Annotated in this window: 23 protein-coding genes, 5 tRNA genes and 1 pseudogene; 11 read left to right on the top strand and 18 right to left on the bottom strand. The window is 71.4% G+C overall.

Features of this window, described 5'->3' with window-relative positions; all coding sequences use genetic code 11:
- Positions 1–86: 86 nt before the first annotated feature.
- Together AB0F01_RS10465 and AB0F01_RS10460 are read right to left on the bottom strand one after the other, a co-directional pair.
- Complete coding sequence (locus AB0F01_RS10465; protein WP_362092213.1) at positions 87–1,097, bottom strand: NAD(P)H-dependent glycerol-3-phosphate dehydrogenase; 1,011 nt, start codon at positions 1,095–1,097, stop codon at positions 87–89.
- Positions 1,094–1,966, bottom strand: coding sequence for a lysophospholipid acyltransferase family protein (locus AB0F01_RS10460; RefSeq protein ID WP_362092210.1), 873 nt, complete (start codon positions 1,964–1,966; stop codon positions 1,094–1,096). The genes AB0F01_RS10465 and AB0F01_RS10460 overlap by 4 nt, the downstream gene beginning before the upstream one ends.
- Positions 1,967–2,124: 158 nt before the next feature.
- Here AB0F01_RS10460 and cofC point away from each other — a divergent pair, with 158 nt between their 5' ends.
- A complete protein-coding gene (gene cofC / locus AB0F01_RS10455; RefSeq protein WP_362092207.1) occupies positions 2,125–2,763 on the top strand; it encodes a 2-phospho-L-lactate guanylyltransferase in 639 nt (212 codons plus the stop codon).
- A gap of 10 nt (positions 2,764–2,773) precedes the next feature.
- Positions 2,774–2,977, top strand: coding sequence for a hypothetical protein (locus AB0F01_RS10450; RefSeq protein WP_362092204.1), 204 nt, complete (start codon positions 2,774–2,776; stop codon positions 2,975–2,977).
- 179 nt (positions 2,978–3,156) lie between these two features.
- Here the strand turns inward: AB0F01_RS10450 and AB0F01_RS10445 are convergent, their stop codons facing one another.
- The 4 genes from AB0F01_RS10445 to leuC form a co-directional block, all read right to left on the bottom strand.
- Positions 3,157–3,801: an HU family DNA-binding protein gene (locus AB0F01_RS10445; protein WP_362092201.1), complete on the bottom strand. Its 645-nt coding sequence runs from the start codon at positions 3,799–3,801 to the stop codon at positions 3,157–3,159.
- Between the two features lie 136 nt (positions 3,802–3,937).
- Entirely contained in the window at positions 3,938–4,168 is a 231-nt protein-coding gene (locus AB0F01_RS10440) for a hypothetical protein (RefSeq protein WP_362092199.1), read from the bottom strand.
- Between the two features lie 274 nt (positions 4,169–4,442).
- Positions 4,443–5,036 carry a 3-isopropylmalate dehydratase small subunit gene (gene leuD / locus AB0F01_RS10435; RefSeq protein WP_362092196.1) on the bottom strand — a complete coding sequence of 198 codons (594 nt, stop codon included), beginning with the start codon at positions 5,034–5,036 and terminating at the stop codon, positions 4,443–4,445.
- Between the two features lie 6 nt (positions 5,037–5,042).
- Positions 5,043–6,473 carry a 3-isopropylmalate dehydratase large subunit gene (gene leuC / locus AB0F01_RS10430; protein ID WP_362092193.1) on the bottom strand — a complete coding sequence of 477 codons (1,431 nt, stop codon included), beginning with the start codon at positions 6,471–6,473 and terminating at the stop codon, positions 5,043–5,045.
- Positions 6,474–6,688: 215 nt separating this feature from the next.
- Here leuC and ndgR point away from each other — a divergent pair, with 215 nt between their 5' ends.
- Positions 6,689–7,402 (top strand): IclR family transcriptional regulator NdgR, encoded by a 714-nt coding sequence (gene ndgR / locus AB0F01_RS10425; protein WP_362092190.1) that lies wholly within the window; start codon positions 6,689–6,691, stop codon positions 7,400–7,402.
- A 487-nt stretch (positions 7,403–7,889) separates the two neighbouring features.
- Here the strand turns inward: ndgR and AB0F01_RS10420 are convergent.
- The 9 genes from AB0F01_RS10420 to AB0F01_RS10380 form a co-directional block, all read right to left on the bottom strand.
- A tRNA-Glu gene (locus tag AB0F01_RS10420) sits at positions 7,890–7,962 on the bottom strand.
- A 27-nt stretch (positions 7,963–7,989) separates the two neighbouring features.
- Positions 7,990–8,061, bottom strand: a tRNA-Gln gene (locus tag AB0F01_RS10415).
- A gap of 20 nt (positions 8,062–8,081) precedes the next feature.
- A tRNA-Glu gene (locus AB0F01_RS10410) sits at positions 8,082–8,154 on the bottom strand.
- Between the two features lie 87 nt (positions 8,155–8,241).
- Positions 8,242–8,314, bottom strand: a tRNA-Glu gene (locus tag AB0F01_RS10405).
- 38 nt (positions 8,315–8,352) lie between these two features.
- Positions 8,353–8,424, bottom strand: a tRNA-Gln gene (locus AB0F01_RS10400).
- A 90-nt stretch (positions 8,425–8,514) separates the two neighbouring features.
- Positions 8,515–9,249 (bottom strand): HAD family hydrolase, encoded by a 735-nt coding sequence (locus AB0F01_RS10395; RefSeq protein WP_362092187.1) that lies wholly within the window; start codon positions 9,247–9,249, stop codon positions 8,515–8,517.
- Positions 9,250–9,341: 92 nt separating this feature from the next.
- Complete coding sequence (gene gltX, locus AB0F01_RS10390) at positions 9,342–10,829, bottom strand: glutamate--tRNA ligase (RefSeq protein WP_362092184.1); 1,488 nt, start codon at positions 10,827–10,829, stop codon at positions 9,342–9,344.
- Positions 10,822–11,607, bottom strand: a complete 786-nt coding sequence (locus tag AB0F01_RS10385) for a fumarylacetoacetate hydrolase family protein (RefSeq protein ID WP_362092181.1) — start codon at positions 11,605–11,607, stop codon at positions 10,822–10,824. Before AB0F01_RS10385 ends, gltX begins: the two co-directional genes overlap by 8 nt.
- Positions 11,608–11,747: 140 nt before the next feature.
- Entirely contained in the window at positions 11,748–11,936 is a 189-nt protein-coding gene (locus AB0F01_RS10380) for a hypothetical protein (protein ID WP_362092608.1), read from the bottom strand.
- A 603-nt stretch (positions 11,937–12,539) separates the two neighbouring features.
- Here AB0F01_RS10380 and AB0F01_RS10375 point away from each other — a divergent pair.
- From AB0F01_RS10375 to AB0F01_RS10340, 8 genes are all read left to right on the top strand, one after another.
- On the top strand, positions 12,540–16,223 hold the full coding sequence (locus tag AB0F01_RS10375; RefSeq protein ID WP_362092179.1) for a nitrate- and nitrite sensing domain-containing protein: 3,684 nt from the start codon (positions 12,540–12,542) through the stop codon (positions 16,221–16,223).
- Between the two features lie 9 nt (positions 16,224–16,232).
- Positions 16,233–16,646 (top strand): roadblock/LC7 domain-containing protein, encoded by a 414-nt coding sequence (locus AB0F01_RS10370; protein WP_004983056.1) that lies wholly within the window; start codon positions 16,233–16,235, stop codon positions 16,644–16,646.
- 112 nt (positions 16,647–16,758) lie between these two features.
- Positions 16,759–17,154 (top strand): DUF742 domain-containing protein, encoded by a 396-nt coding sequence (locus AB0F01_RS10365; RefSeq protein WP_159535968.1) that lies wholly within the window; start codon positions 16,759–16,761, stop codon positions 17,152–17,154.
- Complete coding sequence (locus tag AB0F01_RS10360; protein WP_362092176.1) at positions 17,135–17,725, top strand: ATP/GTP-binding protein; 591 nt, start codon at positions 17,135–17,137, stop codon at positions 17,723–17,725. The genes AB0F01_RS10365 and AB0F01_RS10360 overlap by 20 nt, the downstream gene beginning before the upstream one ends.
- A gap of 375 nt (positions 17,726–18,100) precedes the next feature.
- The gene (locus AB0F01_RS10355) at positions 18,101–21,478 is read left to right on the top strand and encodes a nitrate- and nitrite sensing domain-containing protein (protein WP_362092173.1); all 3,378 of its coding nucleotides are present in this window, start codon (positions 18,101–18,103) and stop codon (positions 21,476–21,478) included.
- Between the two features lie 10 nt (positions 21,479–21,488).
- Positions 21,489–21,902, top strand: coding sequence for a roadblock/LC7 domain-containing protein (locus AB0F01_RS10350; RefSeq protein ID WP_004983065.1), 414 nt, complete (start codon positions 21,489–21,491; stop codon positions 21,900–21,902).
- A 94-nt stretch (positions 21,903–21,996) separates the two neighbouring features.
- A complete protein-coding gene (locus tag AB0F01_RS10345; protein ID WP_362092170.1) occupies positions 21,997–22,569 on the top strand; it encodes a DUF742 domain-containing protein in 573 nt (190 codons plus the stop codon).
- Positions 22,550–23,131 (top strand): ATP/GTP-binding protein, encoded by a 582-nt coding sequence (locus tag AB0F01_RS10340; RefSeq protein WP_164334568.1) that lies wholly within the window; start codon positions 22,550–22,552, stop codon positions 23,129–23,131. The genes AB0F01_RS10345 and AB0F01_RS10340 overlap by 20 nt, the downstream gene beginning before the upstream one ends.
- 427 nt (positions 23,132–23,558) lie before the next feature.
- On the opposite strand, the gene AB0F01_RS10335 is transcribed toward AB0F01_RS10340, so the two are convergent.
- From AB0F01_RS10335 to AB0F01_RS10325, 3 genes and pseudogenes are all read right to left on the bottom strand, one after another.
- A complete protein-coding gene (locus tag AB0F01_RS10335; RefSeq protein WP_362092167.1) occupies positions 23,559–23,753 on the bottom strand; it encodes an acyl-CoA carboxylase subunit epsilon in 195 nt (64 codons plus the stop codon).
- A gap of 57 nt (positions 23,754–23,810) precedes the next feature.
- On the bottom strand, positions 23,811–25,415 hold the full coding sequence (locus AB0F01_RS10330) for an acyl-CoA carboxylase subunit beta (RefSeq protein ID WP_362092164.1): 1,605 nt from the start codon (positions 25,413–25,415) through the stop codon (positions 23,811–23,813).
- Between the two features lie 116 nt (positions 25,416–25,531).
- Positions 25,532–25,792 (bottom strand): annotated as a pseudogene (locus AB0F01_RS10325) (hypothetical protein); the annotation flags it as partial.
- Positions 25,793–25,890: the final 98 nt, after the last annotated feature.

The raw sequence follows: 25,890 nt of genomic DNA, 5'->3' as shown, positions 1-25,890 counted from the left end.
GTTGGCGGTGCCCCGACACAGCGCCCGCAACGCCGCGGAATCGGCCGTGCCGTCCGGCACCCGGCCGGGTGCGGCCGGGCGGTCGCTCAGCGTCGTTCGGGCTTCGCGCTGCGCGACATCAGCTCCTTGAGGGCGACCACGGGCGGCTTGCCCTCGTGCACGATGCCGACGACCGTCTCGGTGAGCGGCATGTCGACGTCGTGGCGGCGGGCCAGATCCAGCACCGACTCGCAGGACTTGACGCCCTCGGCGGTCTGCTTGGTGACCGCGATGGTCTCCTGCAGGGTCATGCCCTTGCCGAGGTTGGTGCCGAAGGTGTGGTTGCGCGACAGCGGCGAGGAGCAGGTCGCCACCAGGTCGCCCAGGCCCGCCAGGCCCGAGAAGGTGAGCGGGTCGGCGCCCAGGGCGACGCCGAGCCGGGTGGTCTCGGCGAGCCCGCGGGTGATGAGCGAGCCCTTGGCGTTGTCGCCGAGGCCCATGCCGTCCGCGATGCCGACGGCCAGCCCGATCACGTTCTTCACCGCGCCGCCCAGCTCGCAGCCGATGACGTCGGTGTTGGTGTACGGGCGGAAGTACGGGGTGTGGCACGCGGTCTGGAGCCGCCGCGCGACGGTCTCGTCGGCGCAGGCGACGACGGCCGCGGCGGGCATCCGGGCGGCGATCTCGCGGGCCAGGTTGGGTCCGGTGACGACGGCGACGCGGTCGGCGCCGACCCGGGCCACGTCCTCGATGACCTCGCTCATCCGCATGGCGGAGCCGAGTTCGACGCCCTTCATCAGCGACACCAGGACCGTGTCGGCCGCGAGCAGCGGCGTCCAGTCGGCGAGGTTGCCGCGCAGGGTCTGCGAGGGGACGGCGAGGACGGTGAAGTCGGCGTCCTTGGCGGCCTCGGCGGCGTCCGTGGTGGCCCGCAGGTTCCTCGGGAGCTCCACGCCCGGCAGGTAGTCGGGGTTGGTGCGGGTGGAGTTGACCGCCTCCGCGAGTTCGGTGCGCCGGCCCCACAGCACGACGTCGCAGCCCGCGTCGGCGAGGACCATGCCGAACGCGGTGCCCCAGGATCCGGTGCCGAACACCGCGGCCTTGACCGGCTTGCTCACGTGCCCAGCCCTTCCTCACGCGCGGCGCCGCCGCCGTCCGGGGCGGTCCGCTCGGCCGTCGTCCGTCCCCCGGCCGCCTGCTCCCCGGTCGCCCGGTTCCGTCCCGGCGTCCGCGTCTTGTTCTGCGTCTGCCGCTGCGCCCGGGTCCTGCGGCGCTGCTCGACCCGTTCGCGGCGCGGGTCGTAGGGCGTCCCGGGGGCCTTCTCGCCCCGGATCTCCTCCAACTGGCGGGTGATGGCGGCCATGATCGCCTCGGTCGCCTCCTTGAGCAGTTCCGGGGTCATCTCCCGGTCGTAGAAGCGGTCCAGGTCGACCGGCGGACCGGCCAGGACGCGGTGGGTCTTGCGGGGCAGCAGCCGGGGCTTCCTGGCGTACGGCGGCAGGATCTCGTTGGCTCCCCACTGGGCGACCGGGATGACCGGGCACTTGGTCTGCAGGGCCACGCGGGCGGCACCGGTCTTGCCGGTCATCGGCCAGCCGTCGGGGTCACGGGTGAGGGTGCCCTCGGGGTAGAAGGCGACGCACTCGCCCCGCTCCACGGCGTCGATGGCGGCCCGGAAGGCGCTGAGGGCGTCCGTGCTCTCGCGGTACACCGGGATCTGGCCGGTACCGCGCATCGCGGCGCCGACGAATCCCTTCTTGAAAAGCCCGCTCTTCGCGAGGAATCGCGGAACGCGTCCGGTGTTGTACTGGAAATGCGCGTAGGCGAAGGGATCGATGTGCGAATTGTGGTTCACCGCGGTGATAAATCCACCGTCGGCCGGAATGTTCTCCATTCCGCGCCAGTCGCGCTTGATCAGTACCACCAGCGGCGGTTTGCAGATCACCGCGGCGAAGCGGTACCAGAAGCCGATTCTGCGGCGCGGCACAAGGACACCTTCCTCTAGAGCCTGGTCCCGGGGGCCAGGCGGGCCGCACAAGTGTCGCCCCGGGCCGCCGGTCTGTCGAGAACACGGTACGCCCCGGCGGGCCGGGGGCCGGGTGTGCCGGGGGACAATGACCGGGACAAGAGAGGGACGTAACACTCGTGCAGTGGACCTTGGTGGTACCCGTGAAGCCGCTGGCCCGGGCCAAGAGCAGGCTCTCGGACGCCGCGGACGACGGGCTGCGCCCCCATCTCGCCCTGGCCTTCGCCCTGGACACGGTGGCGGCCGCGCTGGCGTGCCCGGCGGTCGGGGGTGTGGTGGTCGTCACGGACGACGGACCGGCCGGCCGCGCCCTGGCCGCACTCGGTGCGGGCGTCGTCCCCGACGAGCCGCGCGACGGCCTGAACGCCGCCCTGGCGCACGGCGCGGACGTGGTCCGGGCCCGCCGGCCCGCGGCCGCGGTGGCCGCGCTCAACGCCGATCTCCCGGCTCTGCGGCCGGCGGAACTGTCCCGGGTCCTCGATGCCGCCTCCGCTTTTCCGCGGGCTTTCCTCAGTGACGCGGCGGGCAGTGGCACCACCTTGCTGTCCGCCGCCCCCGGGCGGGAACTGCTGCCCTGTTTCGGTGTCGGCTCCCGGGCCCGGCACCGGGCGTCGGGAGCGGTGGAACTGAGCCCCGGCGGCGTGGACTCCGTGCGGCAGGACGTGGACACCGGCGCGGACCTGCGGGCCGCCCTGGCGCTCGGGACCGGGCCCCGCACGGCCGCGGCCGCCGCGCGCCTGTCGATGTCCGGGCAGTAGGCTGCCGGGCATGCAGGCGACGGCGTACACCTACGACCCGGAGAGCCGCAGCGGCCAGGTGCTGCTGGACGACGGCACCCCGGTGCCCTTCGACGCCCCGGCGTTCGACGCGGGGGGCCTGCGGCTGCTGCGGCCCGGGCAGCGGGTGCGCATCGAGACGGAGGGCGACGGCGACGCCCGGCGGATCACGCTCGTCACCCTGTACACCTTCTGATCACCGCCCGCGGAAACCCTTCGCCCGCGGACGCCCGTCACGGACTCCCGTCGTACCTGGACTCCCGTCGCGCCGGACGCCCGTCGCCCCCGGAAGCCCGTCGGCGGTGCCCGGACACGCCGCGGGCCGGACTCCCCGGTCGGAGTCCGGCCCGGCGCGTGAGTGCCGCCCGTGCGCGGCTACTTCTTGCGGGCGGTGGTCTTCTTGGCGGTGGTCTTGCGCGCGGTCGACTTCTTGGCGGGCGCCTTCGTGGCCGTGGCCTTCTTCGCCGGGGCCTTCTTGGCGGCCGTCTTCTTCGCCGCGGTGGTCTTGGCGGTGCTCGCCGTCTTCTTGGCGGGTGCCTTCTTCGCCGTGGTCTTCTTCGCGGCGGCGGTCTTGGTGGCGGGTGCCTTCTTCGCCGCCGTCTTGCGGGCCGCGGTGGTCTTCGACGCCCCCGTCGCCTTCTTGGCGGCGGCCTTCTTGCCCGCGGCCTTGGAGATCGTGGGGGGCGGGCCGGACAGGCTGCCCTTGGGGGCCTTCTTGACGGCGATGTCGTTCTTCGGGAGCTTCTTGGAGCCACTGACCAGGTCCTTGAAACCCTGGCCCGCCCGGAAACGCGGAACGGAGGTCTTCTTGACCCGAACCCGCTCGCCCGTCTGGGGGTTGCGGGCGTAGCGGGCCGGACGGTCGACCTTCTCGAACGAGCCGAAGCCGGTGACCGAGACCCGGTCTCCCGCCACCACGGCGCGGACGATGGCGTCCAGTACCGCGTCGACAGCGTCGGCGGCCTGCTGCCGGCCGCCCATCTTGTCGGCAATCGCTTCTACGAGCTGCGCCTTGTTCACGTCTTCCCCTTCGGAGACATCGCCGGAACGAATCTGTTCAAGCGTTTTCGCACGTTAGGCAGATATATACCGCAAATCAAACACGAAACGGGCTTATCACCCTTGTGCCGCAACGAACTCGGTTGTCTCGGCTGGCTCAGCGTTCCTCTTCGGGGAATCGACCCTCGTCGAGGTCCGCGATGAACCGCTCCAGACGCCTTGCCGCAGTGGCGAGATCGTGCTTGGCCACGGCCGTGATGACCAGCAGTTTCCGGGTCAGCGCCATCCGTACGCCCTCCGGGACTTGCAGTGCGCGCACCCCTGCGTGCGCTTCCTTGAGCCGGACCGCGACCGCCGCGTAGAGCTCGAGTTGGCCGTCGTGTTCCATGCACAGATTGTGCCATCTGGGGCGAGTTGTCGCCCCCGCAGGGGGTAACTGCCGCTGCTGACAGCCGTGCGGGAGCGGGCGGGGGTCACGGGCACATGACACGTGTACCCAGGCAACAACCGCCATAACGTGGGAAGTTGCGGGCCACCTCGGTCGCGTGCGGACGCGCGGGGGAGCAGAAACGTCCGTACCCCCGATCGGTGGGATCGGGGGTACGGACGGGCGTTTCGGTGGCCGAAAGTCGACCTGCCGCGAGGACTTCGCGGCCCGGCGGTCAGGCCGTGAGCGTCCGCGGCTTGAACGACGGGCGCCGCTCCTCGTACGCGGCGATGTCCGCCTCGTTCTGCAGGGTGATGGAGATGTCGTCCAGGCCGTTCAGCAGCCGCCAGCGGGCGTTCTCGTCGAGCTCGAAGGCGGCGGTGATGCCCTCGGCGCGCACCTCACGGGACTCGAGGTCGACGGTGATCTCCGCGGTGGGGTCGGCCTCGGTCAGCTCCCACAGGGCATCCACCGTCGCCTGCTCCAGGACCACGGTGAGCAGACCGTTCTTCAGCGAGTTGCCGCGGAAGATGTCGGCGAAGCGGGAGGAGATCACGGCCTTGAAGCCGTAGTTCTGCAGCGCCCAGACGGCGTGCTCGCGCGAGGAGCCGGTGCCGAAGTCGGGGCCGGCGACGAGCACCGTGGCGCCCTGCCGCTCGGGGCGGTTGAGCACGAACTCCGGGTCCTTGCGCCAGGCCTCGAACAGCCCGTCCTCGAACCCGTCCCGGGTCACCTTCTTGAGCCAGTGGGCGGGGATGATCTGGTCGGTGTCGACGTTGCTGCGGCGCAGCGGGACGGCCCGGCCGGTGTGGGTGGTGAATGCTTCCATGACTGATCAGACTCCAGCGGGCGTACGGGCGTCGGCGTCGGCGAGGTCGGCCGGGGAGGCCAGGTGACCGAGGACCGCGGTGGCCGCGGCGACCTGCGGGGACACCAGGTGGGTGCGGCCCCCCTTGCCCTGCCGGCCCTCGAAGTTGCGGTTGGAGGTGGAGGCGGAGCGCTCACCGGGGGCGAGCTGGTCGGGGTTCATGCCCAGGCACATGGAACAGCCCGCGTGCCGCCACTCGGCCCCGGCCTCCTTGAAGACCACGTCCAGGCCCTCCGAGACGGCCTGCAGACCGACCCGCGCGGAGCCGGGGACGACCAGCATGCGTACGCCGTCGGCGACTTTGCGGCCCTTGACGATCTCGGCGGCGGCCCGCAGGTCCTCGATGCGGCCGTTGGTGCAGGAGCCTACGAAGACGGTGTCCACACCGATGGAGCGCAGCGGCTGCCCGGCCTCCAACCCCATGTACTCCAGGGCCTTCTCGGCGGCCAGCCGCTCCGAGGCGTCCTCGTACGAAGCAGGGTCGGGGACCGACGCCGAAAGCGGCGCGCCCTGGCCGGGGTTGGTGCCCCAGGTGACGAACGGGGACAGCTCGGCGGCCTCGATGACGACCTCGGCGTCGAACTCGGCGTCGTCGTCGGACCTCAGCGTCTTCCAGTAGGCGACGGCCGCGTCCCAGTCCTCGCTCTGGGGGGCGTGCGGGCGGCCCTCCAGGTAGGCGAAGGTGGTCTCGTCGGGGGCGATCATGCCCGCGCGGGCGCCGGCCTCGATCGACATGTTGCAGATGGTCATCCGGGCTTCCATCGACAGCTTCTCGATGGCCTCGCCGCGGTACTCCAGGACGTAGCCCTGACCGCCGCCGGTGCCGATCTTCGCGATGATCGCCAGGATCAGGTCCTTGGCGGTGACGCCGTCGGGCAGCTCGCCGTTGACCGTGATCGCCATGGTCTTCGGGCGGGCCATGGGCAGCGTCTGGGTGGCCAGCACGTGCTCGACCTGGGAGGTGCCGATGCCGAAGGCGAGTCCGCCGAAGGCGCCGTGGGTGGAGGTGTGCGAGTCGCCGCAGACGACGGTCATGCCGGGCTGGGTCAGTCCCAGCTGCGGGCCGACCACGTGCACCACGCCCTGCTCGACGTCGCCCAGCGGGTGCAGCCGGACGCCGAAGTCGGCGCAGTTCTTGCGCAGCGTCTCCAGCTGGATCCGGGAGACCGGGTCGGCGATGGGCTTGTCGATGTCCAGGGTCGGGGTGTTGTGGTCCTCGGTGGCGATGGTGAGGTCGGTGCGGCGCACCCGGCGGCCGCTCTTGCGGAGACCGTCGAAGGCCTGCGGGCTGGTCACCTCGTGCAGCAGGTGCAGATCGATGAAGAGGAGATCGGGCTCGCCCTCGGCGCGCCGGACGACGTGGTCGTCCCAGACCTTCTCCGCGAGTGTCCTACCCATCGCTTTCCCTCCGGCCGGCACGCACTCGGCGCCGGCCCAACTAGAGATCTGTGCGGAGGCGAGGCGCCCGTATCCCCTGTCAGCCGGGCGTCCGCCACCAGGCCCTGATGTCCACGCTCGTGTCCACGGGCCGCGTTGCTTCCGTGTTTCAAGAGTGGCGGGTTCCACGGAAAATTGAACTTGCGTTTCACAGAGTGAGACGCAAGTATCGTTTCATGGACAACAGTAGCGGCGTCGGCGTTCTGGACAAGGCGGCCCTCGTCCTGAGCGCTCTGGAGTCCGGCCCGGCCACCCTCGCGGGACTGGTCGGGGCGACCGGACTGGCACGACCCACGGCCCACCGCCTGGCCGTGGCGCTGGAACACCACCGTCTGGTGGCGCGGGACATGCAGGGCCGGTTCATCCTCGGCCCGCGCCTGGCCGAACTGGCCGCGGCGGCCGGTGAGGACCGCCTGCTCGCCACGGCGGGCCCGGTGCTGACCCACCTGCGGGACGTCACCGGCGAGAGCGCCCAGCTCTACCGCCGCCAGGGCGACATGCGCATCTGCGTCGCCGCGGCGGAGCGCCTGTCCGGGCTCAGGGACACGGTGCCGGTGGGATCCACCCTGACGATGAAGGCCGGCTCCTCCGCGCAGATCCTGCTCGCCTGGGAGGAGCCGGAGCGGCTGCACCGCGGCCTGCAGGGCGCCCGCTTCACGGCGACGGCCCTGTCGGGCGTGCGGCGCCGCGGCTGGGCCCAGTCGATCGGCGAGCGGGAGCCCGGGGTCGCCTCCGTCTCCGCACCGGTGCGGGGGCCGTCCAACCGCGTGGTCGCCGCCGTCTCCGTCTCCGGTCCGATCGAGCGCCTGACCCGGCACCCGGGGCGCATGCACGCGCAGGCCGTGATCGACGCCGCCGGCCGCCTCTCCGAGGCGCTGCGCCGCTCCTGACCCCTCTCCCCCGCCCGATCGCCGGGACGGGCCCGCCTCAACGCCGCGGCGGACCCTCTCCCGGCCCCACGCGCCGCCGGCCACCACCGGCGGCGCCGCCGTTTCCCCGGCCCTCGCGCCCGTCCCGCCGGGTCGTGCCCCGCGGGCGGTGCCCGGCTCACCCGGCGTCCCCGGGCGACGGCACCCGGCCTCCCGGGCAGCCCGCGCGCCTGCCGTTCGGTCCCGCTTCTCGTCCGCCCCGTGCCACCGACGGGGAGTTGGTGCCCGGAGGGCCCAAGGACGGCTCGTGCGCGGGCCGGTGCGCGCCTCCGGGGCAGGACCCGGAGGGGGCGGGCCGTGGCCTCCGCCGTGCGCTGCTGTTCCGGTCCGGTCGGCGCTTCTCGCTCGCACCGCCGGTCCGGGAGGCGGTGTCGGCCCGGCACGGTGAGGCCGGGTGAGCGGGAACACGCGAAAGCCCCCCACCGAGGTGGAGGGCTTTCGTGTCGTGTACCCCCGACCGGATTCGAACCGGCGCTACCGCCTTGAGAGGGCGGCGTGCTAGGCCGCTACACAACGGGGGCGTGGATCACGCGTTGCCGCGGATCCTGCTGGTCTACCTGGACTCGAACCAAGACTAACTGAACCAGAATCAGTCGTGCTGCCAATTACACCATAGACCAATGTGGTTTAGACCAGTCAGTACCCCCGACCGGATTCGAACCGGCGCTACCGCCTTGAGAGGGCGGCGTGCTAGGCCGCTACACAACGGGGGCCCTGGCGATCCCCACCCGGCCGTAGCCGGGTGTTGTCACCGCGAGGGCAGCGGGAGCTACCCGGACTGCCTTCGCGGGATGGATCTGTACCCCCGACCGGATTCGAACCGGCGCTACTGCCTTGAGAGGGCAGCGTGCTAGGCCGCTACACAACGGGGGCTTGCGGATGTGATCCGCGGTGCAGATGAGCTCTGCGAGCTGGCCTACCTGGACTCGAACCAAGACTAACTGAACCAGAATCAGTCGTGCTGCCAATTACACCATAGGCCACTGGAACGCAAGCCCCGGAGGGGATCTTGTTCTAGCTGTGCGCCCGGGGTTCCGGCTCGGTGACCGGCGCCCCTCGGCGCAGGAAGAACATTACCCGAAGGAGGACGGGGCTCCAAAACGAGTATCCGGGCCCCCGAGGACGGCGGGGAGTTCGGCCAGGGAGGCGATGCGGCGCGGGCCCTCGGGCGGTTCCACGCTCGCCCGGTCGCCGGAGCGGTCGATCCACACCGACAGCAGCCCCGCGTCGGCGGCCCCGCGGCCGTCGATCTCCGGGTGGTCCCCCACGTACGCCACCTCCCCGGGCGGCAGCCCCAGGGCGTCGCACGCCGCCAGGAAGGCGCCCGGCTCCGGCTTGGAGACGCCCAGCTCGGCGGCGCACAGGACGGCCTCGAAGCGGTCGTGCACCCCGAGGACGCGCAGCTTGCGGTCCTGGACGTGCTGGCTGGAGTTGGAGAGCACCGCGTGGCGGTGGCTGGCGGCCAGGGCGTCGAGCACGGGCAGCACGTCCGGGAAGAGGCTCCAGGCGGACTCGTAGTGCCTCACGTAGCGCTGGAACCAGGCGTCGGCCTCGTCGTCGGTCAGCTCCCGCCCCAGGAACACCCGGGTGCGGTCGCGCCGCTGCGTGACGAAGTCCACCTCGCCGGCGGCGAACCGCGCCCACTGGGCCTCGGTGATCTCCCGCCAGCGCACGAGGGCCTCCTCGGCCGACCCGTACCCGGCGAGCAGCCCCTCGGCCGCCAGGTGGACGCGCATGCCCTCGCGGTCGGCGGTGGTGTAGTCGAAGAGTGTGTCGTCCACGTCCCAGACGACGGCCCGGATCCCCATGCCACCAGCCTAGGGTCCGCGGGCCCGGGCACGCGCGGCACGGGGCGGCGGCCGTGACGGCCGCCGCCCCGTGTCGGTGCGCTGCGGGTGGGTTACGCGGCGAGCTTCGCCAGCGCCGCGTCGATCCTGGCCAGCGTGGTCTCCCGGCCCAGGACCTCCAGGGACTCGAACAGCGGCAGACCGACGGTGCGGCCGGTGACGGCGACGCGGACGGGCGCCTGGGCCTTGCCGAGCTTGAGGCCGTGGGCCTCGCCGGCGGCCAGGACGGCCTCCTTCAGGGACTCGGCGGAGGTCCAGTCGGCGGCCTCCAGCTTCTCCCGGGCGGTGCGCAGCAGGGCGTCGGAGCCCTCCTTCATCGCCTTGTTCCACGACGCCTCGTCGAAGACCGGCTCCGGCAGGAACAGGAAGTCGACGTTGTCGGTGATCTCGGAGAGGACCTTCAGGCGGGTCTGCGCGTGCGGGGCGACGGCCTGCCACTTGGCCTCGTCGAAGTCCTCCGGCGCCCAGGGGGCGAAGGGGGCGCGGAGCCACGGACGGCAGCGCTCGGCGAAGTCCTTCACGTCGAGCATCCGGATGTGGTCGGCGTTGATCGCCTCGCACTTCTTGAGGTCGAAGCGGGCCGGGTTGGGCTGCACGTCGGTGACGTCGAAGGCCGCGACCATCTCCTCGACCGAGAAGACGTCCCGGTCGGCGGAGAGCGACCAGCCGAGCAGGGAGAGGTAGTTGAGCAGGCCCTCGGGGAGGAAGCCGCGCTCCCGGTAGAGGTTGAGCGAGGACTGCGGGTCCCGCTTGGAGAGCTTCTTGTTGCCCTCGCCCATCACGTACGGCAGGTGACCGAAGGCCGGGGTCTCCTTGGCGATGCCCAGTTCCGTCAGCGCCTTGTAGAGGGCGATCTGGCGGGGGGTGGAGGAGAGCAGGTCCTCGCCGCGCAGGACGTGGGTGATCTCCATCAGGGCGTCGTCGACCGGGTTGACCAGGGTGTACAGCGGGGCGCCGTTGGCGCGCACGATGCCGTAGTCCGGGACGTTCTCCGGGAGGTAGGTGATCTCGCCGCGGACCAGGTCGGTGAAGGTGATCGCCTCGTCCGGCATGCGGAAGCGGACGATCGGCTCGCGGCCCTGGGCCCGGTACTCCTCGACCTGCGCGTCGGTCAGCTCACGGCAGTGGCCGTCGTAGCCGGAGGGCTTCCCGGCGGCGCGGGCGGCCTCGCGGCGGGTGTCCAGCTCCTGCTGGGAGCAGTAGCAGTGGTAGGCGTGCCCGGCGTCCAGCAGCTTCGCCGCGACGTCCCGGTAGACGTCCATGCGCTCGGACTGGCGGTACGGGGCGTGGGGGCCGCCGACCTCGGGGCCCTCGTCCCAGTCGAAGCCCAGCCAGCGCATCGCGTCGAGCAGCTGGGTGTAGGACTCCTCGGAGTCGCGGGCCGCGTCGGTGTCCTCGATGCGGAAGACCAGGGTGCCGCCGTGGTGCTTGGCGAACGCCCAGTTGAACAGGGCGGTGCGGACCAGGCCCACGTGGGGGTTACCGGTGGGCGAGGGACAGAAACGGACGCGTACGGGAGACGAGCCGGGTGCGCTAGCCACGCTTGACAACCTTGTTGGTGAGAGTGCCGATGCCTTCGATGGTGACGGCGACTTCGTCGCCGACGTGGAGGGGGCCGACGCCGGCCGGGGTGCCCGTGAGGATCACGTCGCCCGGGAGCAGGGTCATGGCCTCGGAGATGTTGACGACCAGGTCCTCGATGGAGTGGATCATCTCGCTGGTGCGGCCGAGCTGGCGCTGGGCGCCGTCGACCGTCAGCTGGATGGTCAGGTCGCCCGCGGCGGCGAGGTCCAGGCCGGTCTCCACCCACGGGCCGAGCGGGCAGGAGGTGTCGAAGCCCTTGGCGCGGGCCCACTGCTTCTCGCGCCGCTGGACGTCGCGGGCGGTGACGTCGTTGGCGCAGGTGTAGCCGAACACGACGTCCTTGACGCGTTCACGGGGGACCTCGCGGCACATCCGCCCGATGACCACGGCCAGCTCGGCCTCGTGGTGCAGCTCCTGGGAGAAGGAGGGGTACTGGATCTCGTCGCCGGAGCCGATCACCGAGGTGGCGGGCTTGAGGAAGGCGAAGGGGGCGTCGGGGACCTCGTTGCCCATCTCCTTCGCGTGCTCGGCGTAGTTGCGGCCGAAGGCCACGACCTTGTTGGGCAGCACCGGGGGCAGCAGCCTGACCTTGTTCAGCGGGACCCTGGTGCCGGAGAGCTCGAAGTCGGCGAACGGGATGCCCTTGATGATGTTCAGGACGAGTTCGTCCTGCCGGTCGCCCTCGACCGCACCGAAGGCGACGTTCCCGTCGATGGAAAATCTGGCGATGCGCACGGGATGCCTGTCCCCTTGACTGAGCCGGCTGGAGTCTGACGCTCCAGGCTAACGCGGCGGGGTGCCGGGTCCGGACGCACGAGCGCCGGGCGCCCCGCTGAACGAGGGGCACCCGGCGTGCGTACTGACCGGTGTCGGTGTCAGTGCGCGGCGGCGGCCGCGACCGGGATCTCCATGAGGACGGTGCGCTTGGGGTTGGCAGTCCTGGCCGGGAGTTCGACGGCGTGTTCCTGCTGGGCCGGCGTCTGCAGGTCGTCGGCGCCGTCGAGGTGGGCCAGCGTCGTGCGTCGCGGGTTGGCGATCTTGTGGAACATCGTCGTCGTCTTCACTGTTTACTGGACCCTGTTCTGCTCGAGGGCGCCCGCCGGGTCCGAATGGTCCCGGTCGGACGCGGGTTGACGGTTCTGCCATCCCTGTAAAGCGTCAGGCTAAACATGCAATTCCCCGCCGATGACGCCGGGACGGGATGATCCACGTGTGAGTTTCCTCACGGGCGGACGGACATTCCAGCCAATCCGGACGGCCGGTTTCCGCCGCCGAAACGGACATTCGGCACCTGAAGCCATCATTCCGCTCCCGATCATGGCGACTGGGACACCCGGCTCCCCCGTACGACTCGCGGGGTTTCGTCCGTTCCGGCCCGAATACTGATCCACTACTCGTGATACCTCACTCACGGGGTGTCACGTATGTCACGGCTCGGTCCACGGGCCTTGTTGGAGATCCTGCACTGTGCTGGAATTCCTCGGACCGCCGCAGGATCGAGCCGGCGCACAGGGGGCGCACCGACGCGCCGAGTGGCGGCGAGATGGGGGAACCCGCGCCGGTCACTCACGACCACCACGGGGGCGTATTCAGGGCGCCCTCAAGACGCCGACACCGTGCCCAGCCGTTCACGCGGAGGGGTGCCTGGTCCAGAGGTTGCGACGCTAGTGCAGGGACGTTTCAAGAGGGATGGCAGCGCTTCGGCGGAGCCGGAGCCGCACGGCGGGACTGGCCCCATGCCAGGCAGCTCCTCGCCCCAGCACGCCCAGATTCCGGGCCGGCCCACGGCCGGCGACAGCGGCGACCGCCCCGGCACGTCCGGGACCGACGGACCGGAGGGCCCGCCCCCGGCGCGGCCGCCGAAGGGACCGACGGGTCCGGGGCCGCGAATAGCCCTGCGCAACTGGCGCATCTCCACCCGACTGGTGTCGCTGCTCGCGCTCCCGGTGGTCGCGGCCACCTCGCTGGGCGCCCTGCGTATCGACCAGTCCATGGACGACATCCAGCAGCTCGACAACATGAAGCTGCTGACGGACATGACCAAGCAGGCCACCGAGCTGGCCGCCCAGCTCCAGGACGAGCGCGACCAGTCCGCCGGCCCGCTGGCGCACGGCGCCAAGCCCTCCGACTTCACCGTCAAGGGCACCCGGGAGAAGACCGACCGGGCGATGCGGAACTTCCTGGACAGTTCCGAGCGGATCGACACCACCGAGGACGGCAACCTCAGCGGCGTCCGCGAGAGCCTGGTGCAGATCGTCGCCCAGCTCGGCAACCTCAACAAGACGCGCAACTCGGCCTACAGCCAGGAGCGCAACGCCACGCAGACCGTCGAGGCGTACCACCGCCTGATCGAGAACCTGGTCGACCTCTCCCAGGACATGGCGGAGGCCACCAGCAACCCGGAGATGATCCAGCGCACCCGCGCGCTCGCGTCCTTCTCCGCGGCCAAGGAGTACGCCTCGGTCCAGCGCGCGATCCTCGCGGCGGCGCTGCCGGCCAGCAACACCACCTTCGGTGACCTCTCGGAGAACGACCGCCTCTACGGCGAGTCGGCGCAGGAGAGCGAGGGGATCGAGCTCGACTCCTTCAAGGCGGTCTACGGCGAGGCCGACGCGGTGGAGCTGCTCCTGCCCATCACCGAGGGCAACAGCACCATCCAGGCCACCGACAAGTACGCCACCCGCGCGCTCAGCAGCCGCGACGGCCTGAAGTCGATGAACAAGCGGTCCTACCGCGACTGGCTCGACGACAGCGGCACCAAGCTCCAGCAGATGAAGAACATCGAGCACACGCTGCTCGAGGAGATGGAGCAGAAGGCCCGTGAGCTGCGCAGCGCCACCGAGCGCGACGCGATCATCTCCGGTCTGCTGATCCTGCTGGTCCTCGGCGTCTCCCTGGTCGGCGCCTTCGTGGTGGCCCGCTCCATGATCCGCTCGCTGCGGCGCCTGGAGGACACCGCGACCAAGGTCGCCCAGGAACGCCTGCCCGAGCTGGTCAAGCAGCTGTCCGAGTCCGACCCGCAGGACGTCGACACGTCCGTGGAGTCGGTCGGTGTGCACTCCCGGGACGAGATCGGCCGCGTGGCCGCGGCCTTCGACGACGTGCACCGCGAGGCGGTCCGCCTCGCCGCCGAGCAGGCCCTGCTGCGGGGCAACGTCAACGCGATGTTCACCAACCTCTCGCGCCGCTCCCAGGGTCTGATCCAGCGCCAGCTGTCGCTGATCTCCGAGCTGGAGTCCCGCGAGGCCGACCCGGACCAGCTGTCCTCGCTGTTCAAGCTGGACCACCTCGCCACCCGTATGCGCCGGAACGGTGAGAACCTCCTGGTCCTCGCCGGTGAGGAGCCGGGCCGCCGGTGGACGCGCCCGGTCCCGCTGGTCGACGTGCTCCGCGCCGCCGCCTCCGAGGTGGAGCAGTACGAGCGCATCGAACTGTCGTCGGTGCCGACCACCGAAGTGGCCGGCCGGGTCGTCAACGACCTCGTGCACCTGCTCGCCGAGCTGCTGGAGAACGCGACCTCGTTCTCCTCCCCGCAGACCAAGGTGAAGGTCACCGGTCACGCGCTGCCCGACGGGCGGGTGCTGATCGAGATCCACGACACCGGTATCGGTCTGTCGCCGGAGGACCTGGCGGCGATCAACGAGCGGCTCGCCTCGCCGCCCACCGTGGACGTCTCCGTCTCCCGCCGCATGGGTCTGTTCGTGGTCGGCCGTCTGTCGCAGCGCCACGGCATCCGCATCCAGCTCCGCCCGTCCGACTCCGGCGGTACGACCGCGCTGGTCATGCTGCCCGTCGACGTCGCCCAGGGCGGCAAGAAGCCGCAGGGCAAGCCGGGTCAGCCGGGCCAGGGCGGTCCCGCCGCCGCGCAGGCCGCCGCCGGTGCCGCCGCCGCCCGGCGTGCCGCCGGGGCCGGCCAGTCCGGTGGCCCCGCGCTCGGCGCCGGTGCGCCCGGTGGTGGCCGGCTCGGCGCCGGCCAGGCTCCGCGGGCCGCGCTGCCCCCGCGCGACGGCGGCGGACGGCCCGGTGCTCCGGGCGCCCCGCGCGGACCGCAGGGCCAGCCGGCCTCCTCCGGACCGTCGCTGTTCGAGCAGGGCGGCGCGCCGTCCGCGCCGCAGGGCCGTCCCGCTCCGGCGGGCGCCGGCTTCGGCGGCCAGGCTCCGGGCGCCCCGCAGGGGCTGCAGGCCGCGGGCCCGGGCGGCGCCCAGGGCCAGGACGCCTTCGGCGGACGCGCACCGGTGCCGCCGCAGCGCGGCAAGGACAACGCCGACCGGGGCCGTCGGCCGCAGCTGCCGCCGCGCGGTGGCGCACGGCCGGAGCTGCCGGGCGGGGAGCCGCAGCAGCAGCAGCGGGTGCCGAGCTGGAGCGACGAGAACGCCCAGCCGCAGGTGCCCCCGCGTCCGGCGCACGACGCGCCACGCGGTCACGACGAGTCGGACGTCACGCGCACGGCCGCCATGCCGCGCATCGACGGACCCGCCGCGAACCCGCAGCACACCGGCCAGTTCGCCGGGCCCGGGGCCGACGGCGGCCGGCACCCCGGCCAGTTCGAGCAGCCCGGCGCGGACCGCGCCCAGGGCGGCGACCCCTTCGTCCGCGGCGACGTCTTCGGCGCCCCCTCGGACCAGCAGCACCGGCAGGACCCGGCGCAGACGGGGCAGTTCCCCGTCCCGCAGGGTTACGACAACGCCTCCACCGGCCAGTTCCCGGCGCCCGGCCAGGGCGGCGGCAACACCGGGCGTCACGCCCTGCCGGGGCGGCAGGGTGCCGCTGACCCGGCGGCCACCGGTCAGTTCGAACGTCCGCAGGTGAACGGCGCGCACGGCGGCGGCTTCGGCGCCTCGCGTCCGCAGGCCCCGCAGCAGCGGCCGGCCCGCGAGCCGGAGGCGCTGCCCCCGGCGACCGGCCCCGGTGACGGACGTACCCCGCTGTACGACACCCTGGAGACCAACTGGTTCCGCGGTGCCGGCCGGCAGCAGCCGGAGCAGGGCGCGGGCCCGGCCCCGGCCGCCCCGCAGCAGCAGCCGCAGGGGCCCACCGGCCCCCAGCGGTCCGACACGGCCTCCTGGCGCAGCTCGCCCAACGACGAGCTGGTCCGGCAGGCCGAGCGGGTCCGGCAGCCGGCCGCGGGTGGCGTCACCACCTCCGGTCTGCCGCGCCGGGTGCCCCGGGCGAACCTCGTCCCGGGCACGGCTCAGCAGCAGTCGCACCAGAGCGGTCCGCAGGTCTCCCGCGCACCGGACGACGTGCGCGGACGGCTGACCAATCTTCGTCGGGGTATCGCACAGGGGCGTCAGGCCGGGTCCACCCAGACCGGCAGCTTCCCGCGGCCCACTCACCAGCAGGAGCGTTAGTTGAGCCAGATGAGCCAGGCGGCACAGAACCTCAACTGGTTGATCACCAACTTCGTGGACAACACCCCCGGGGTGTCCCACACCGTCGTCGTGTCCGCCGACGGACTCCTGCTGGCACTCTCGGAGGGCTTCCCGCGCGACCGCGCGGACCAGCTCGCGGCCGTCGCCTCGGGACTGACCTCCCTGACGGCCGGTGCCTCCCGGATCTTCGAAGGCGGCAACGTGGCCCAGACGGTCGTCGAGATGGAGCGAGGATTCCTGTTCCTCATGTCCGTCTCGGACGGCTCGTCCCTGGCCGTCCTGGCGCACCCCGAGTGCGACATCGGCCTCGTCGGCTATGAGATGGCGCTGCTGGTCGACCGCGCGGGTGCGGTTCTGACCCCGGACCTGCGCGCCGAACTACAGGGAAGTCTGCTCCACTGATCGGCCCCGGCACCACCCGTCTCACCAAATCACCGTCCGGCCGCCACATTCCCCCCACCGGCCCTGTTCAGACGGCTTGACCGACCGACTTGCTGTCCCGCCCGGAGGATTCATGACCCCGCCCACCGCCTCTCATGATCCGTACGCGGAGCCGTACGAGGACGAGGGCGACCAGCCGCTGGTACGTCCGTATGCGATGACCGGCGGCCGGACCAGGCCGCGCTATCAGCTGGCCATCGAGGCACTGATCAGTACGACGGCCGACCCGGCAGCGCTCATGGGACTCCTTCCGGAGCACCAACGGATCTGCCACCTGTGCCGAGAGGTGAAGTCCGTCGCCGAGGTGTCGGCGCTGCTGAACATGCCGTTGGGGGTCGCCCGGATCCTGGTGGCGGACCTCGCGGAGGCGGGGCTGGTCGCCATCCACCAGCCGGGCGGCGACGAGACGACCGGCGCCCCGGACGTGACACTGCTCGAAAGGGTGCTCAGTGGACTTCGCAAGCTCTAGTGGCGGGGCGGTCTCCGAGAGCCGTTCCACGACCTCCGCGAAGATCGTGGTGGCGGGTGGCTTCGGCGTGGGCAAGACCACGTTCGTCGGCGCCGTCTCGGAGATCAATCCGCTGCGCACGGAGGCCGTCATGACGTCCGCCTCGGCGGGCATCGACGACCTGACCCACACCGGGGACAAGACGACCACCACGGTGGCCATGGACTTCGGGCGCATCACGCTCGACCAGGACCTGATCCTGTACCTGTTCGGCACCCCCGGCCAGGACCGGTTCTGGTTCATGTGGGACGACCTGGTGCGCGGCGCGATCGGCGCGGTCGTCCTCGTCGACACGAGGCGGCTCGCCGACTGCTTCCCCGCCGTCGACTACTTCGAGAACAGCGGCCTGCCGTTCGTCGTCGCCCTCAACGGCTTCGACGGACAGCAGCCGTACCAGCCGGAGGAGGTGCGCGAGGCGCTGCAGATCGGGCCCGACACCCCGATCATCACCACCGACGCCCGCCACCGCTCGGACGCCAAGAGTGCCTTGATCACTCTGGTGGAGCACGCCCTGATGGCCCGCCTCAGGTAGATCAAACAGCAAGATCCATACGGCAGTTGCCGTATCAGCACCGGGGCCGGCCGTGTCCTTCGACACCGCCGGCCCCGGTGTTCATAACGTTTCGGCAGAGGAATCGCGGGAGGTCGATACGCGACGCGTTCGGGCGGTACCACTGTGCGCACGAACGCCCTGCCTTTTGACGCGGCTCGCTCCGTTTGACCGTTTTATCTGGGGTTTACATCACTCCGCTTCCCTGCCGCCGACTGTTTGGAAGAGCGCAGGTCGGCATGCTGGAATGCCTGAACTGCCCAGTAGTCAAAGACGTACCCAGTAGTCGATGACGAGCAGGGTTCTGAGACACAGCGGCACGACTGAGGTGCCGACCGCCGAGAGGTTGTTGGTCGAGTGAGGCGAAGCACGAACGGTCCCGAGCCGTCGGCCCGGGGCAACTTCACCCCGCCGCCGCGCACAGCGGCGCCCGCCCACGTACCCGAAACCGAGGCGGCGGCCGCACCACCGCCGAGCAGCGGCCGTTTCTCCCCGCGCAACTGGCGGGTGACCACCCGGCTGAACGCGATCCTGCTCATACCCGTGCTGGTCGGCCTCGTCATGGGCGGCTTCCAGGTGAGCAGCTCGATCGAGACCTGGCAGGAGGCCGAGGACGCCGAGAAGGTCGCGCTCCTCGTGCGCGCCGCCGACGACTACGGTCAGGCGCTGCTCAACGAACGTGACCTCACCGCCCCCGACCTGCTGTCGGGCAAGGGCGAGACGGAGCAGGTCAAGAAGCTCCGGGCGGCCACCGACGCCGCCAAGGAGGAGTTCGACCGGGTCGCCGAGGACCTGCCGAACACCGCCGCGCTGGACCGCCGGATGAAGCTCTTCCGCTCCAACGAGACCGGCCTGGCCCCGCTGCGCGAGAAGGCGTACACCGCCTCCATGGACCCGGTGAAGACCGAAGAGGGCTACGTCTCGGTCCAGCACTCCCTGATGGAGTTCGCCAACGAACTCGGTCTCGGCACCGGCAACGTCACCAGCTACGGCCGCACCGTCTACGCCGTCTCCCTGGCCAAGGCCGCCGCCTCCCTCCAGCGCTCCATCGGCGTGCACCTGCTGGTGCGCCCGAGCCAGAAGCCCGACGTCGGCCAGCAGCAGCGCGTCGCCCTCGCGTCGTACCGCTACCTCGAGGGCATCGCGATCAACGAGTTCGTCTCCTCCGGCACGCAGGGAGACGTCGAGCGGCTCGACGCGATCATGGCACAGCAGCGCGAGACCATCGGTGACAAGGGCGCCGCGATCGGCGCCGGCGAGTCCTCCTCGACGCAGGGCGGTGCCTACACGGCCATGCCCGCCGCCGACAACATGCTCCAGGGCCTGGCGTCCGGCGCGCTGTCGGAGGACCAGCTCAAGGAGAACGGCATCACCCTGAAGAACTGGATGGGTGCCTACACCGCCAAGTTCTCCGGGTACAGCAAGGTCGAGTCCGAACTCGTCGACAAGGCCGTGGCCGAGGCCCAGACCATCGCCGACGACGCCAAGCGGGACGCGCTGATCACCGGCGCCGCCGTCGTGATCGCCCTGCTCGCCGCGTTCATCCTGGCCGGCATGGTGGCCCGCCAGATGAGCCGCTCCATGCGCCAGCTGCGCAACGCCGCCTTCGGCATCGCCGAGCAGCGCCTGCCGATGCTGGTCGACCAGCTCTCCCGGACCGACCCGGGCCGGGTGGACACCCGCGTCGCGCCCATCCCGATCACCTCCACGGACGAGATCGGCGAAGTCGCCCGCGCCTTCGACCAGGTCCACCGCGAGGCGGTCCGGCTCGCCTCCGAGCAGGCGCTGCTGCGGGGCAACATCAACGCGATCTTCACCAACCTCTCGCGCCGCAACCAGTCGCTGATCGAGGGCCAGCTGACCCTGCTCACCGACCTGGAGAACAACGAGGCGGACCCGGACCAGCTGGAGAACCTCTTCCGCCTGGACCACCTGGCCACCCGTATGCGCCGCAACGGCGAGAACCTCCTCGTCCTCGCCGGCGAGGAGCCCGGCCGCCGCTGGGACCAGCCGGTCCCGCTGGTCGACGTGATCCGCGCCGCCTCCTCCGAGGTGGAGCAGTACGAGCGCATCGAGCTGTCCGGGGTGCCGGAGGCCGAGATCCACGGCCGCGCCGTGACCGACCTCGTGCACCTGCTGGCCGAGCTCCTGGAGAACGCCACCACGTTCTCCTCGCCGCAGACCAAGGTCCGGGTCACCGCGACCCGTCTCCCCGACGGCCGCGTGATGATCGAGATCCACGACAAGGGCATCGGCCTCACCGCCGAGGACTTCGCGGACATCAACCACAAGCTGGCCAACCCGCCGACCGTGGACGCCGCGATCTCGCAGCGCATGGGCCTGTTCGTGGTCGGCCGGCTGTCCGACCGGCACGGCATCCGGGTCCAGCTGCGCCCCTCGGGCGAACAGGCCGGAACCACCTCGCTGGTCATGCTGCCGGACGCCATCACCCACGGTGGCGGCGGCGAGCAGGCGGGCCACGACGAGTTCACGGTCTCGCAGATCATCCCGGAGCAGAACTACCAGGGTGAGGACTTCAACCAGCAGCCGCTGCGCACCGCCGCGGAGCTGGGCTTCGACGACAGCCGCTACGAGGTCCCGGACGACCTGCGCGACCTGGACCCGGTCGGCCGCTCCCTGATGCGCGAGGGCCGCCGCGCGGCCCTGGAGGCCCAGCAGCCGTCCGAGGCGGCCCCGGCGGACGAGGCCCGGGCCACCGGCGAGTTCACCGGCCCGCAGGGCTACGACCAGAGCCAGGGCTACGACCAGGGCGCGCAGGCCGCCCAGGCCTTCGACGAGAGCTACGGGGGCCGGCAGCCGACGGCCGGGTACGGCACGCAGCAGCAGGCCGGGTACGACCAGCAGTCCTACGACGTCGGCGGCGACCAGCAGGGGTACGGCAACTCCGACCAGCAGGCGTACGGCAACGGGCAGCAGCAGTCCTACGACAACGGCTACTACGCGCCGAACGGCAACGCCCCGCAGAACAACGCCCCGCAGAACGACGCCTACGCGTCCGACGGCGGCTACGCGGACCCCGGCATCCCGGAGCAGACCCCGGCCGACGGACCGGCGGGCGGACCGGCGGGCGGACCGGCGGGCGGACCGGCGGGCGGACCGGCGGGCGCCTCCTCCGACTCGTTCCACGGTTTCGCCGACCGGCGCCGCGAGGACGACTGGCCCCAGGCCGACGGCTACCGCAACGGCTACCCTGCCCAGTACCCTGCGGGTGCCCAGGAATCCGAATCCTCGCAGGCCGCTGACGCAGGTGAGCGGGACAGCGTAGGCTTCGACCGTCCGGGACCGGCCCCCACCGACGCCCACGAGCTGACCGACGCCGGGCTGCCCCGCCGCGGATCGACCGCGAGCGGCGCCACGGGCGGCGCGCGGCACGCGGGCCAGGAGACGCCGGCCTCCACTCCGGAGACCAACGGCGACGGCAGCGGCTGGCGTTCGGCGAACGACGAACGCTGGCAGCAGGCCTCGCAACTCCGGAAGCCCAAGGCGGGCGGAGTGACCTCCTCGGGTCTGCCGCGGCGGGTGCCCAAGGCCAATCTGGTCCAGGGCTCCGCCGAAACCACTCCTCAGGGAGGCCCCCAGGTCTCCCGCGCCCCGGAAGACGTCCGGGGCAGGCTGAGCAACCTGCGGCGCGGTGTCCAACGGGGCCGCAACGCAGGCAGTGAAACGAACGGCCAGGGCTTCGGTCCTGACAGCACCTACAACCAGGAGCGTTAGTGTGAGCCCGATGAGCCAGGCGGCACAGAACCTGAACTGGTTGATCACCAACTTCGTGGACAACACCCCGGGGGTGTCCCACACGGTGGTGGTCTCCGCCGACGGACTCCTTCTGGCGATGTCCGAAGGCTTCCCCCGCGACCGCGCCGACCAGCTCGCGGCCGTCGCCTCCGGTCTGACGTCTCTGACGGCAGGCGCCTCCCGGATCTTCGAGGGTGGCAGCGTGAACCAGACGGTCGTGGAGATGGAGCGGGGATTCCTCTTCATCATGTCCATCTCCGACGGTTCGTCGCTCGCCGTCCTGGCACACCCGGAGGCGGACATCGGCCTCATCGGGTACGAGATGGCCCTCCTGGTGGACCGGGCCGGTACCGTTCTCACCCCGGATCTTCGTGCGGAGCTCCAAGGGAGCCTTCTCAACTAACAGACGGACGGTGCGCTTTGTCGTCCCGGGGCCGTAAGGTTTCGGGACGCGGCTCCAGCATGATGGATGCCAGGCACAGTCGGAGGAGGAGAAAGTGGCAACACCCCCAGGCGGTTCCTCGTCGGGCAACTGGTCGTACGGCCCCGCACAGGGCCCGAACGACGGTGCCCAGGGCGGGTACGGCTACCCTTCCGCCCCCGATCACCGGCAGCCGTACGCACCGCAGGGCCCCGGTCCTTCGCCGTACGACCAGCCGCACTCGCCACGCATCCAGCCCGTGCAGCCGCAGCGTCGCGCCCCCGAGCCGGCGCCCTCCGGGGCGTCGAACAGTCCCCTGGTGCGTCCGTACGCCATGACGGGCGGCCGCACCAGGCCGCGGTACCAGCTCGCCATCGAGGCACTGGTGCACACCACCGCGCAGCCGCACCAGATGCAGGGCCAGCTGCCCGAGCATCAGCGGATCTGCAACCTCTGCCGGGAGATCAAGTCGGTGGCCGAGATCTCGGCCCTGCTTACCATCCCTCTCGGCGTGGCCAGGATCCTCGTCGCCGACTTGGCGGAGGCGGGACTGGTCGCCATCCATCAGCCCGGCGGCGACGAGAACGCCGGCGGCCAGCCAGACGTGACACTGCTCGAAAGGGTGCTCAGTGGACTTCGCAAGCTCTAGCGGCGGTCCTTCCCGCTCCACCACCTCCGCGAAGATCGTGGTGGCGGGCGGCTTCGGCGTGGGCAAGACCACGTTCGTCGGCGCCGTCTCGGAGATCAACCCGCTGCGCACAGAGGCCGTCATGACGTCTGCGTCCGCAGGCATCGACGACCTCACCCACACCGGGGACAAGACCACCACGACGGTGGCCATGGACTTCGGGCGCATCACGCTCGACCAGGACCTGATCCTGTACCTGTTCGGCACCCCCGGCCAGGACCGGTTCTGGTTCATGTGGGACGACCTGGTGCGCGGCGCCATCGGCGCGGTCGTCCTCGTCGACACGAGGCGGCTCGCCGACTGCTTCCCCGCCGTCGACTACTTCGAGAACAGCGGCCTGCCGTTCGTCATCGCCCTCAACGGCTTCGACGGACAGCAGCCCTACCAGCCGGACGAGGTCCGCGAGGCGCTGCAGATCGGGCCCGACACCCCGATCATCACCACCGACGCCCGCCACCGCTCGGACGCCAAGTCCACGCTCATCACGCTCGTCGAGCACGCGCTGATGGCCCGTCTGCGGTAACCGCCCTCCCGGCGGAACCCGGCGCCCCCGTCGGTGCCGGCCGGAGCAACGCCCCCGCGGCCATCGGGCTGCCGGGGGCTGTTGTGTGCGGTCCCCCGGTATCGCCGCGTTCCTACGTACCCCGTCCTGCGGTGTCCCCGCGCTTGCCTCGTACGCCGTCCTGCGGAGTCCCGCGCTCGCCTCGGTCCGTTGCGCAGCATCCCCGCGCTCGCCTCGTACGCCGTCCCGCGGCACTTCTGACGCACCCACGCGCCCTGAGGTTCTCCGCGCGCCCGCCGGTCCGGGGCGACCGCGGGCGGCTGTCGCGCCCCGCCCTCTCGCACGGCTCCGCGCACCACGACGTCGAGAGGCCCCTCCCACGCTGCGGGAGGGGCCTCTCGGGGCCGGTGGCGGCGGACGCGTCCGGGACGGGACGGGTCCGCGGGAGTCAGCGCCAGCTGTGCGGGGCGCGGAAGCCGCCTTCGCGCTCCAGGCGGCGCCAGCCCGCCCTCGCGCGGCCCCGGTGGGCCGGGACGGTCTCGGCGGGGCGGGCCGCCGCGCGGGCCAGCAGGATCGCCGTGATGGCGGCGACCTCCTCGGGCTCGGCGTGGCCCTTCTCGACGCGGATGTCGGGTGTGCTCATGGGGCTCAGTCTCCCTGGGAGAGGGGTCCGCGGGGTTGCCGCGGCGGGTCCGTCCGGTTACTGGGGCGGGTTGCCGTGCTTGCGGGACGGCAGGTCGGCGTGCTTGGACTGCAGCATCGCCAGGGACCTGATGAGGACCTCGCGGGTCTCGGCGGGGTCGATGACGTCGTCGACCAGGCCCCGCTCGGCCGCGTAGTAGGGGTGCATCAGCTCCGACTTGTACTCCTTGACCATGCGGGCGCGCATGGCGTCGGGGTCCTCGGCGTCGGCGATCTGACGGCGGAAGATGACGTTGGCCGCGCCTTCGGCGCCCATCACGGCGATCTCGTTGGTCGGCCAGGCGTAGGTGAGGTCCGCGCCGATGGACTGGGAGTCCATGACGATGTAGGCGCCGCCGTACGCCTTGCGCAGGATCAGCGAGATCCGCGGCACCGTGGCGTTGCAGTAGGCGTAGAGCAGCTTGGCGCCGTGGCGGATGATGCCGCCGTGCTCCTGGTCGACGCCCGGGAGGAAGCCGGGGACGTCCAGGAAGGTGAGGATCGGGATGTTGAAGGCGTCGCACATCTGCACGAAGCGGGCGGCCTTCTCGGACGCCTCGATGTCCAGCACACCGGCCAGCGTCTGCGGCTGGTTGGCGACGATCCCGACGACCTGGCCGTCCATCCGGGCCAGCGCGCAGATGATGTTGCGCGCCCAGCGCTCGTGGACCTCCAGGTACTCGCCGTCGTCGACGATCTCCTCGATGACCTTGGCCATGTCGTAGGGCCGGTTGCCGTCGGCCGGGACCAGGTCGAGCAGGACGTCACCGCGGCGGTCGGCGGCGTCGGAGCTCTCGGCGCGCGGCGGGTTCTCGCGGTTGTTCTGCGGGAGGAGCGACAGGAGGTAGCGCACCTCCGCGATGCAGGTCTCCTCGTCGTCGTACGCGAAGTGGCAGACCCCGGAGGTCTCGGCGTGCACGTCGGCGCCGCCCAGGCCGTTCTGGGTGATCTCCTCGCCGGTGACGGCCTTGACGACGTCGGGGCCGGTGATGAACATCTGCGAGGTGTCGCGGACCATGAACACGAAGTCCGTCAGGGCGGGGCTGTAGGCCGCGCCGCCCGCGCACGGGCCGAGCATCACGCTGATCTGCGGGATGACGCCCGACGCCTTGGTGTTGCGCTGGAAGATGCCGCCGTAACCGGCGAGGGCGGAGACGCCCTCCTGGATACGGGCCCCGGCGCCGTCGTTGAGGGAGACCAGGGGGGCACCGGCCGCGATGGCCATGTCCATGATCTTGTGGATCTTGGTGGCGTGGGCCTCACCCAGGGCGCCGCCGAAGATCCGGAAGTCGTGCGCGTAGACGAAGACCGTGCGGCCCTCGACCGTGCCCCAGCCGGTGATGACACCGTCGCTGTAGGGCTTCTTGGCCTCCAGACCGAACCCGGTCGCCCGGTGCCGGCGCAGCTGCTCGACCTCGCGGAAGGACCCCGCGTCCAGCAGGAGTTCGATGCGCTCCCGTGCGGTCAGCTTGCCCTTGGCGTGCTGCGCCGCGGTCGCCTTCTCGCTCGGGCCGGCCAGTGCCTGGGCACGGATCTCGTGCAGTTCGGCCACCCGGCCACGCGCGTCGGCGGGCTCTTCCGGCAGGTCGGTCGGCTCACCCGGCGCCTCGTCCAAAACGGTCATGTAGTGACCTTACGAAGTCGACGGGTGATTGCGAGCCGTCGACTCCTCACAGTCTCGACGGCGATTTCCTGGTACCACTGAACAGAACCACGGCGGTGTGCAGGCTTTTCGACTGCTCAGAGGGCGTGCCGCTTGTAGGGGTGACACAAAGCCGTGCGGACGAGGGTCAGCTCACACCGGTGGGGGGCGCATACCTCCCCCGGAGTGACGCGCGGCCGCAGCCGCGGTCCGGTGGCGAGGATTTCCACGGTGTCGTCGGCCCGTACGGGTCCCCGGACCGGGTGATCCCGGACGATCTCCCGCGGTTCGCCCGTTCGGGTCGGTTCGCTCCCGCAGAGGGTAGCGGTCCCCTCCGTCCGGCGGACCAGCACGCTCGCGGGGACGGGACGCAGAACGGGCCCGTGGTGCCGGGCCGCAGAGGGTGGGCGCCGGTGTCGGCGAGCCGGGAGGCATAGGGCTCCGCGTTCGGGGGGTA

Origin of the sequence: Streptomyces sp. NPDC029526 (assembly GCF_040637405.1) — a bacterium.
Classification (GTDB): domain Bacteria; phylum Actinomycetota; class Actinomycetes; order Streptomycetales; family Streptomycetaceae; genus Streptomyces.
Note: the sequence above shows the minus strand (reverse complement) of the source record. Positions and strands in the feature narration are given on the sequence as shown.

Coding starts and splice junctions, on each gene's coding strand:
- AB0F01_RS10450 (WP_362092204.1), top strand. CDS start 2,774: ATGCAGGCGACGGCGTACACCTACGACCCGGAGAGCCGCAGCGGCCAG.
- AB0F01_RS10440 (WP_362092199.1), bottom strand. CDS start 4,168: ATGGAACACGACGGCCAACTCGAGCTCTACGCGGCGGTCGCGGTCCGG.
- leuD (WP_362092196.1), bottom strand. CDS start 5,036: ATGGAAGCATTCACCACCCACACCGGCCGGGCCGTCCCGCTGCGCCGC.
- leuC (WP_362092193.1), bottom strand. CDS start 6,473: ATGGGTAGGACACTCGCGGAGAAGGTCTGGGACGACCACGTCGTCCGG.
- ndgR (WP_362092190.1), top strand. CDS start 6,689: ATGGACAACAGTAGCGGCGTCGGCGTTCTGGACAAGGCGGCCCTCGTC.
- AB0F01_RS10395 (WP_362092187.1), bottom strand. CDS start 9,249: ATGGGGATCCGGGCCGTCGTCTGGGACGTGGACGACACACTCTTCGAC.
- AB0F01_RS10370 (WP_004983056.1), top strand. CDS start 16,233: ATGAGCCAGGCGGCACAGAACCTCAACTGGTTGATCACCAACTTCGTG.
- AB0F01_RS10365 (WP_159535968.1), top strand. CDS start 16,759: ATGACCCCGCCCACCGCCTCTCATGATCCGTACGCGGAGCCGTACGAG.
- AB0F01_RS10350 (WP_004983065.1), top strand. CDS start 21,489: ATGAGCCAGGCGGCACAGAACCTGAACTGGTTGATCACCAACTTCGTG.
- AB0F01_RS10335 (WP_362092167.1), bottom strand. CDS start 23,753: ATGAGCACACCCGACATCCGCGTCGAGAAGGGCCACGCCGAGCCCGAG.
- AB0F01_RS10330 (WP_362092164.1), bottom strand. CDS start 25,415: ATGACCGTTTTGGACGAGGCGCCGGGTGAGCCGACCGACCTGCCGGAA.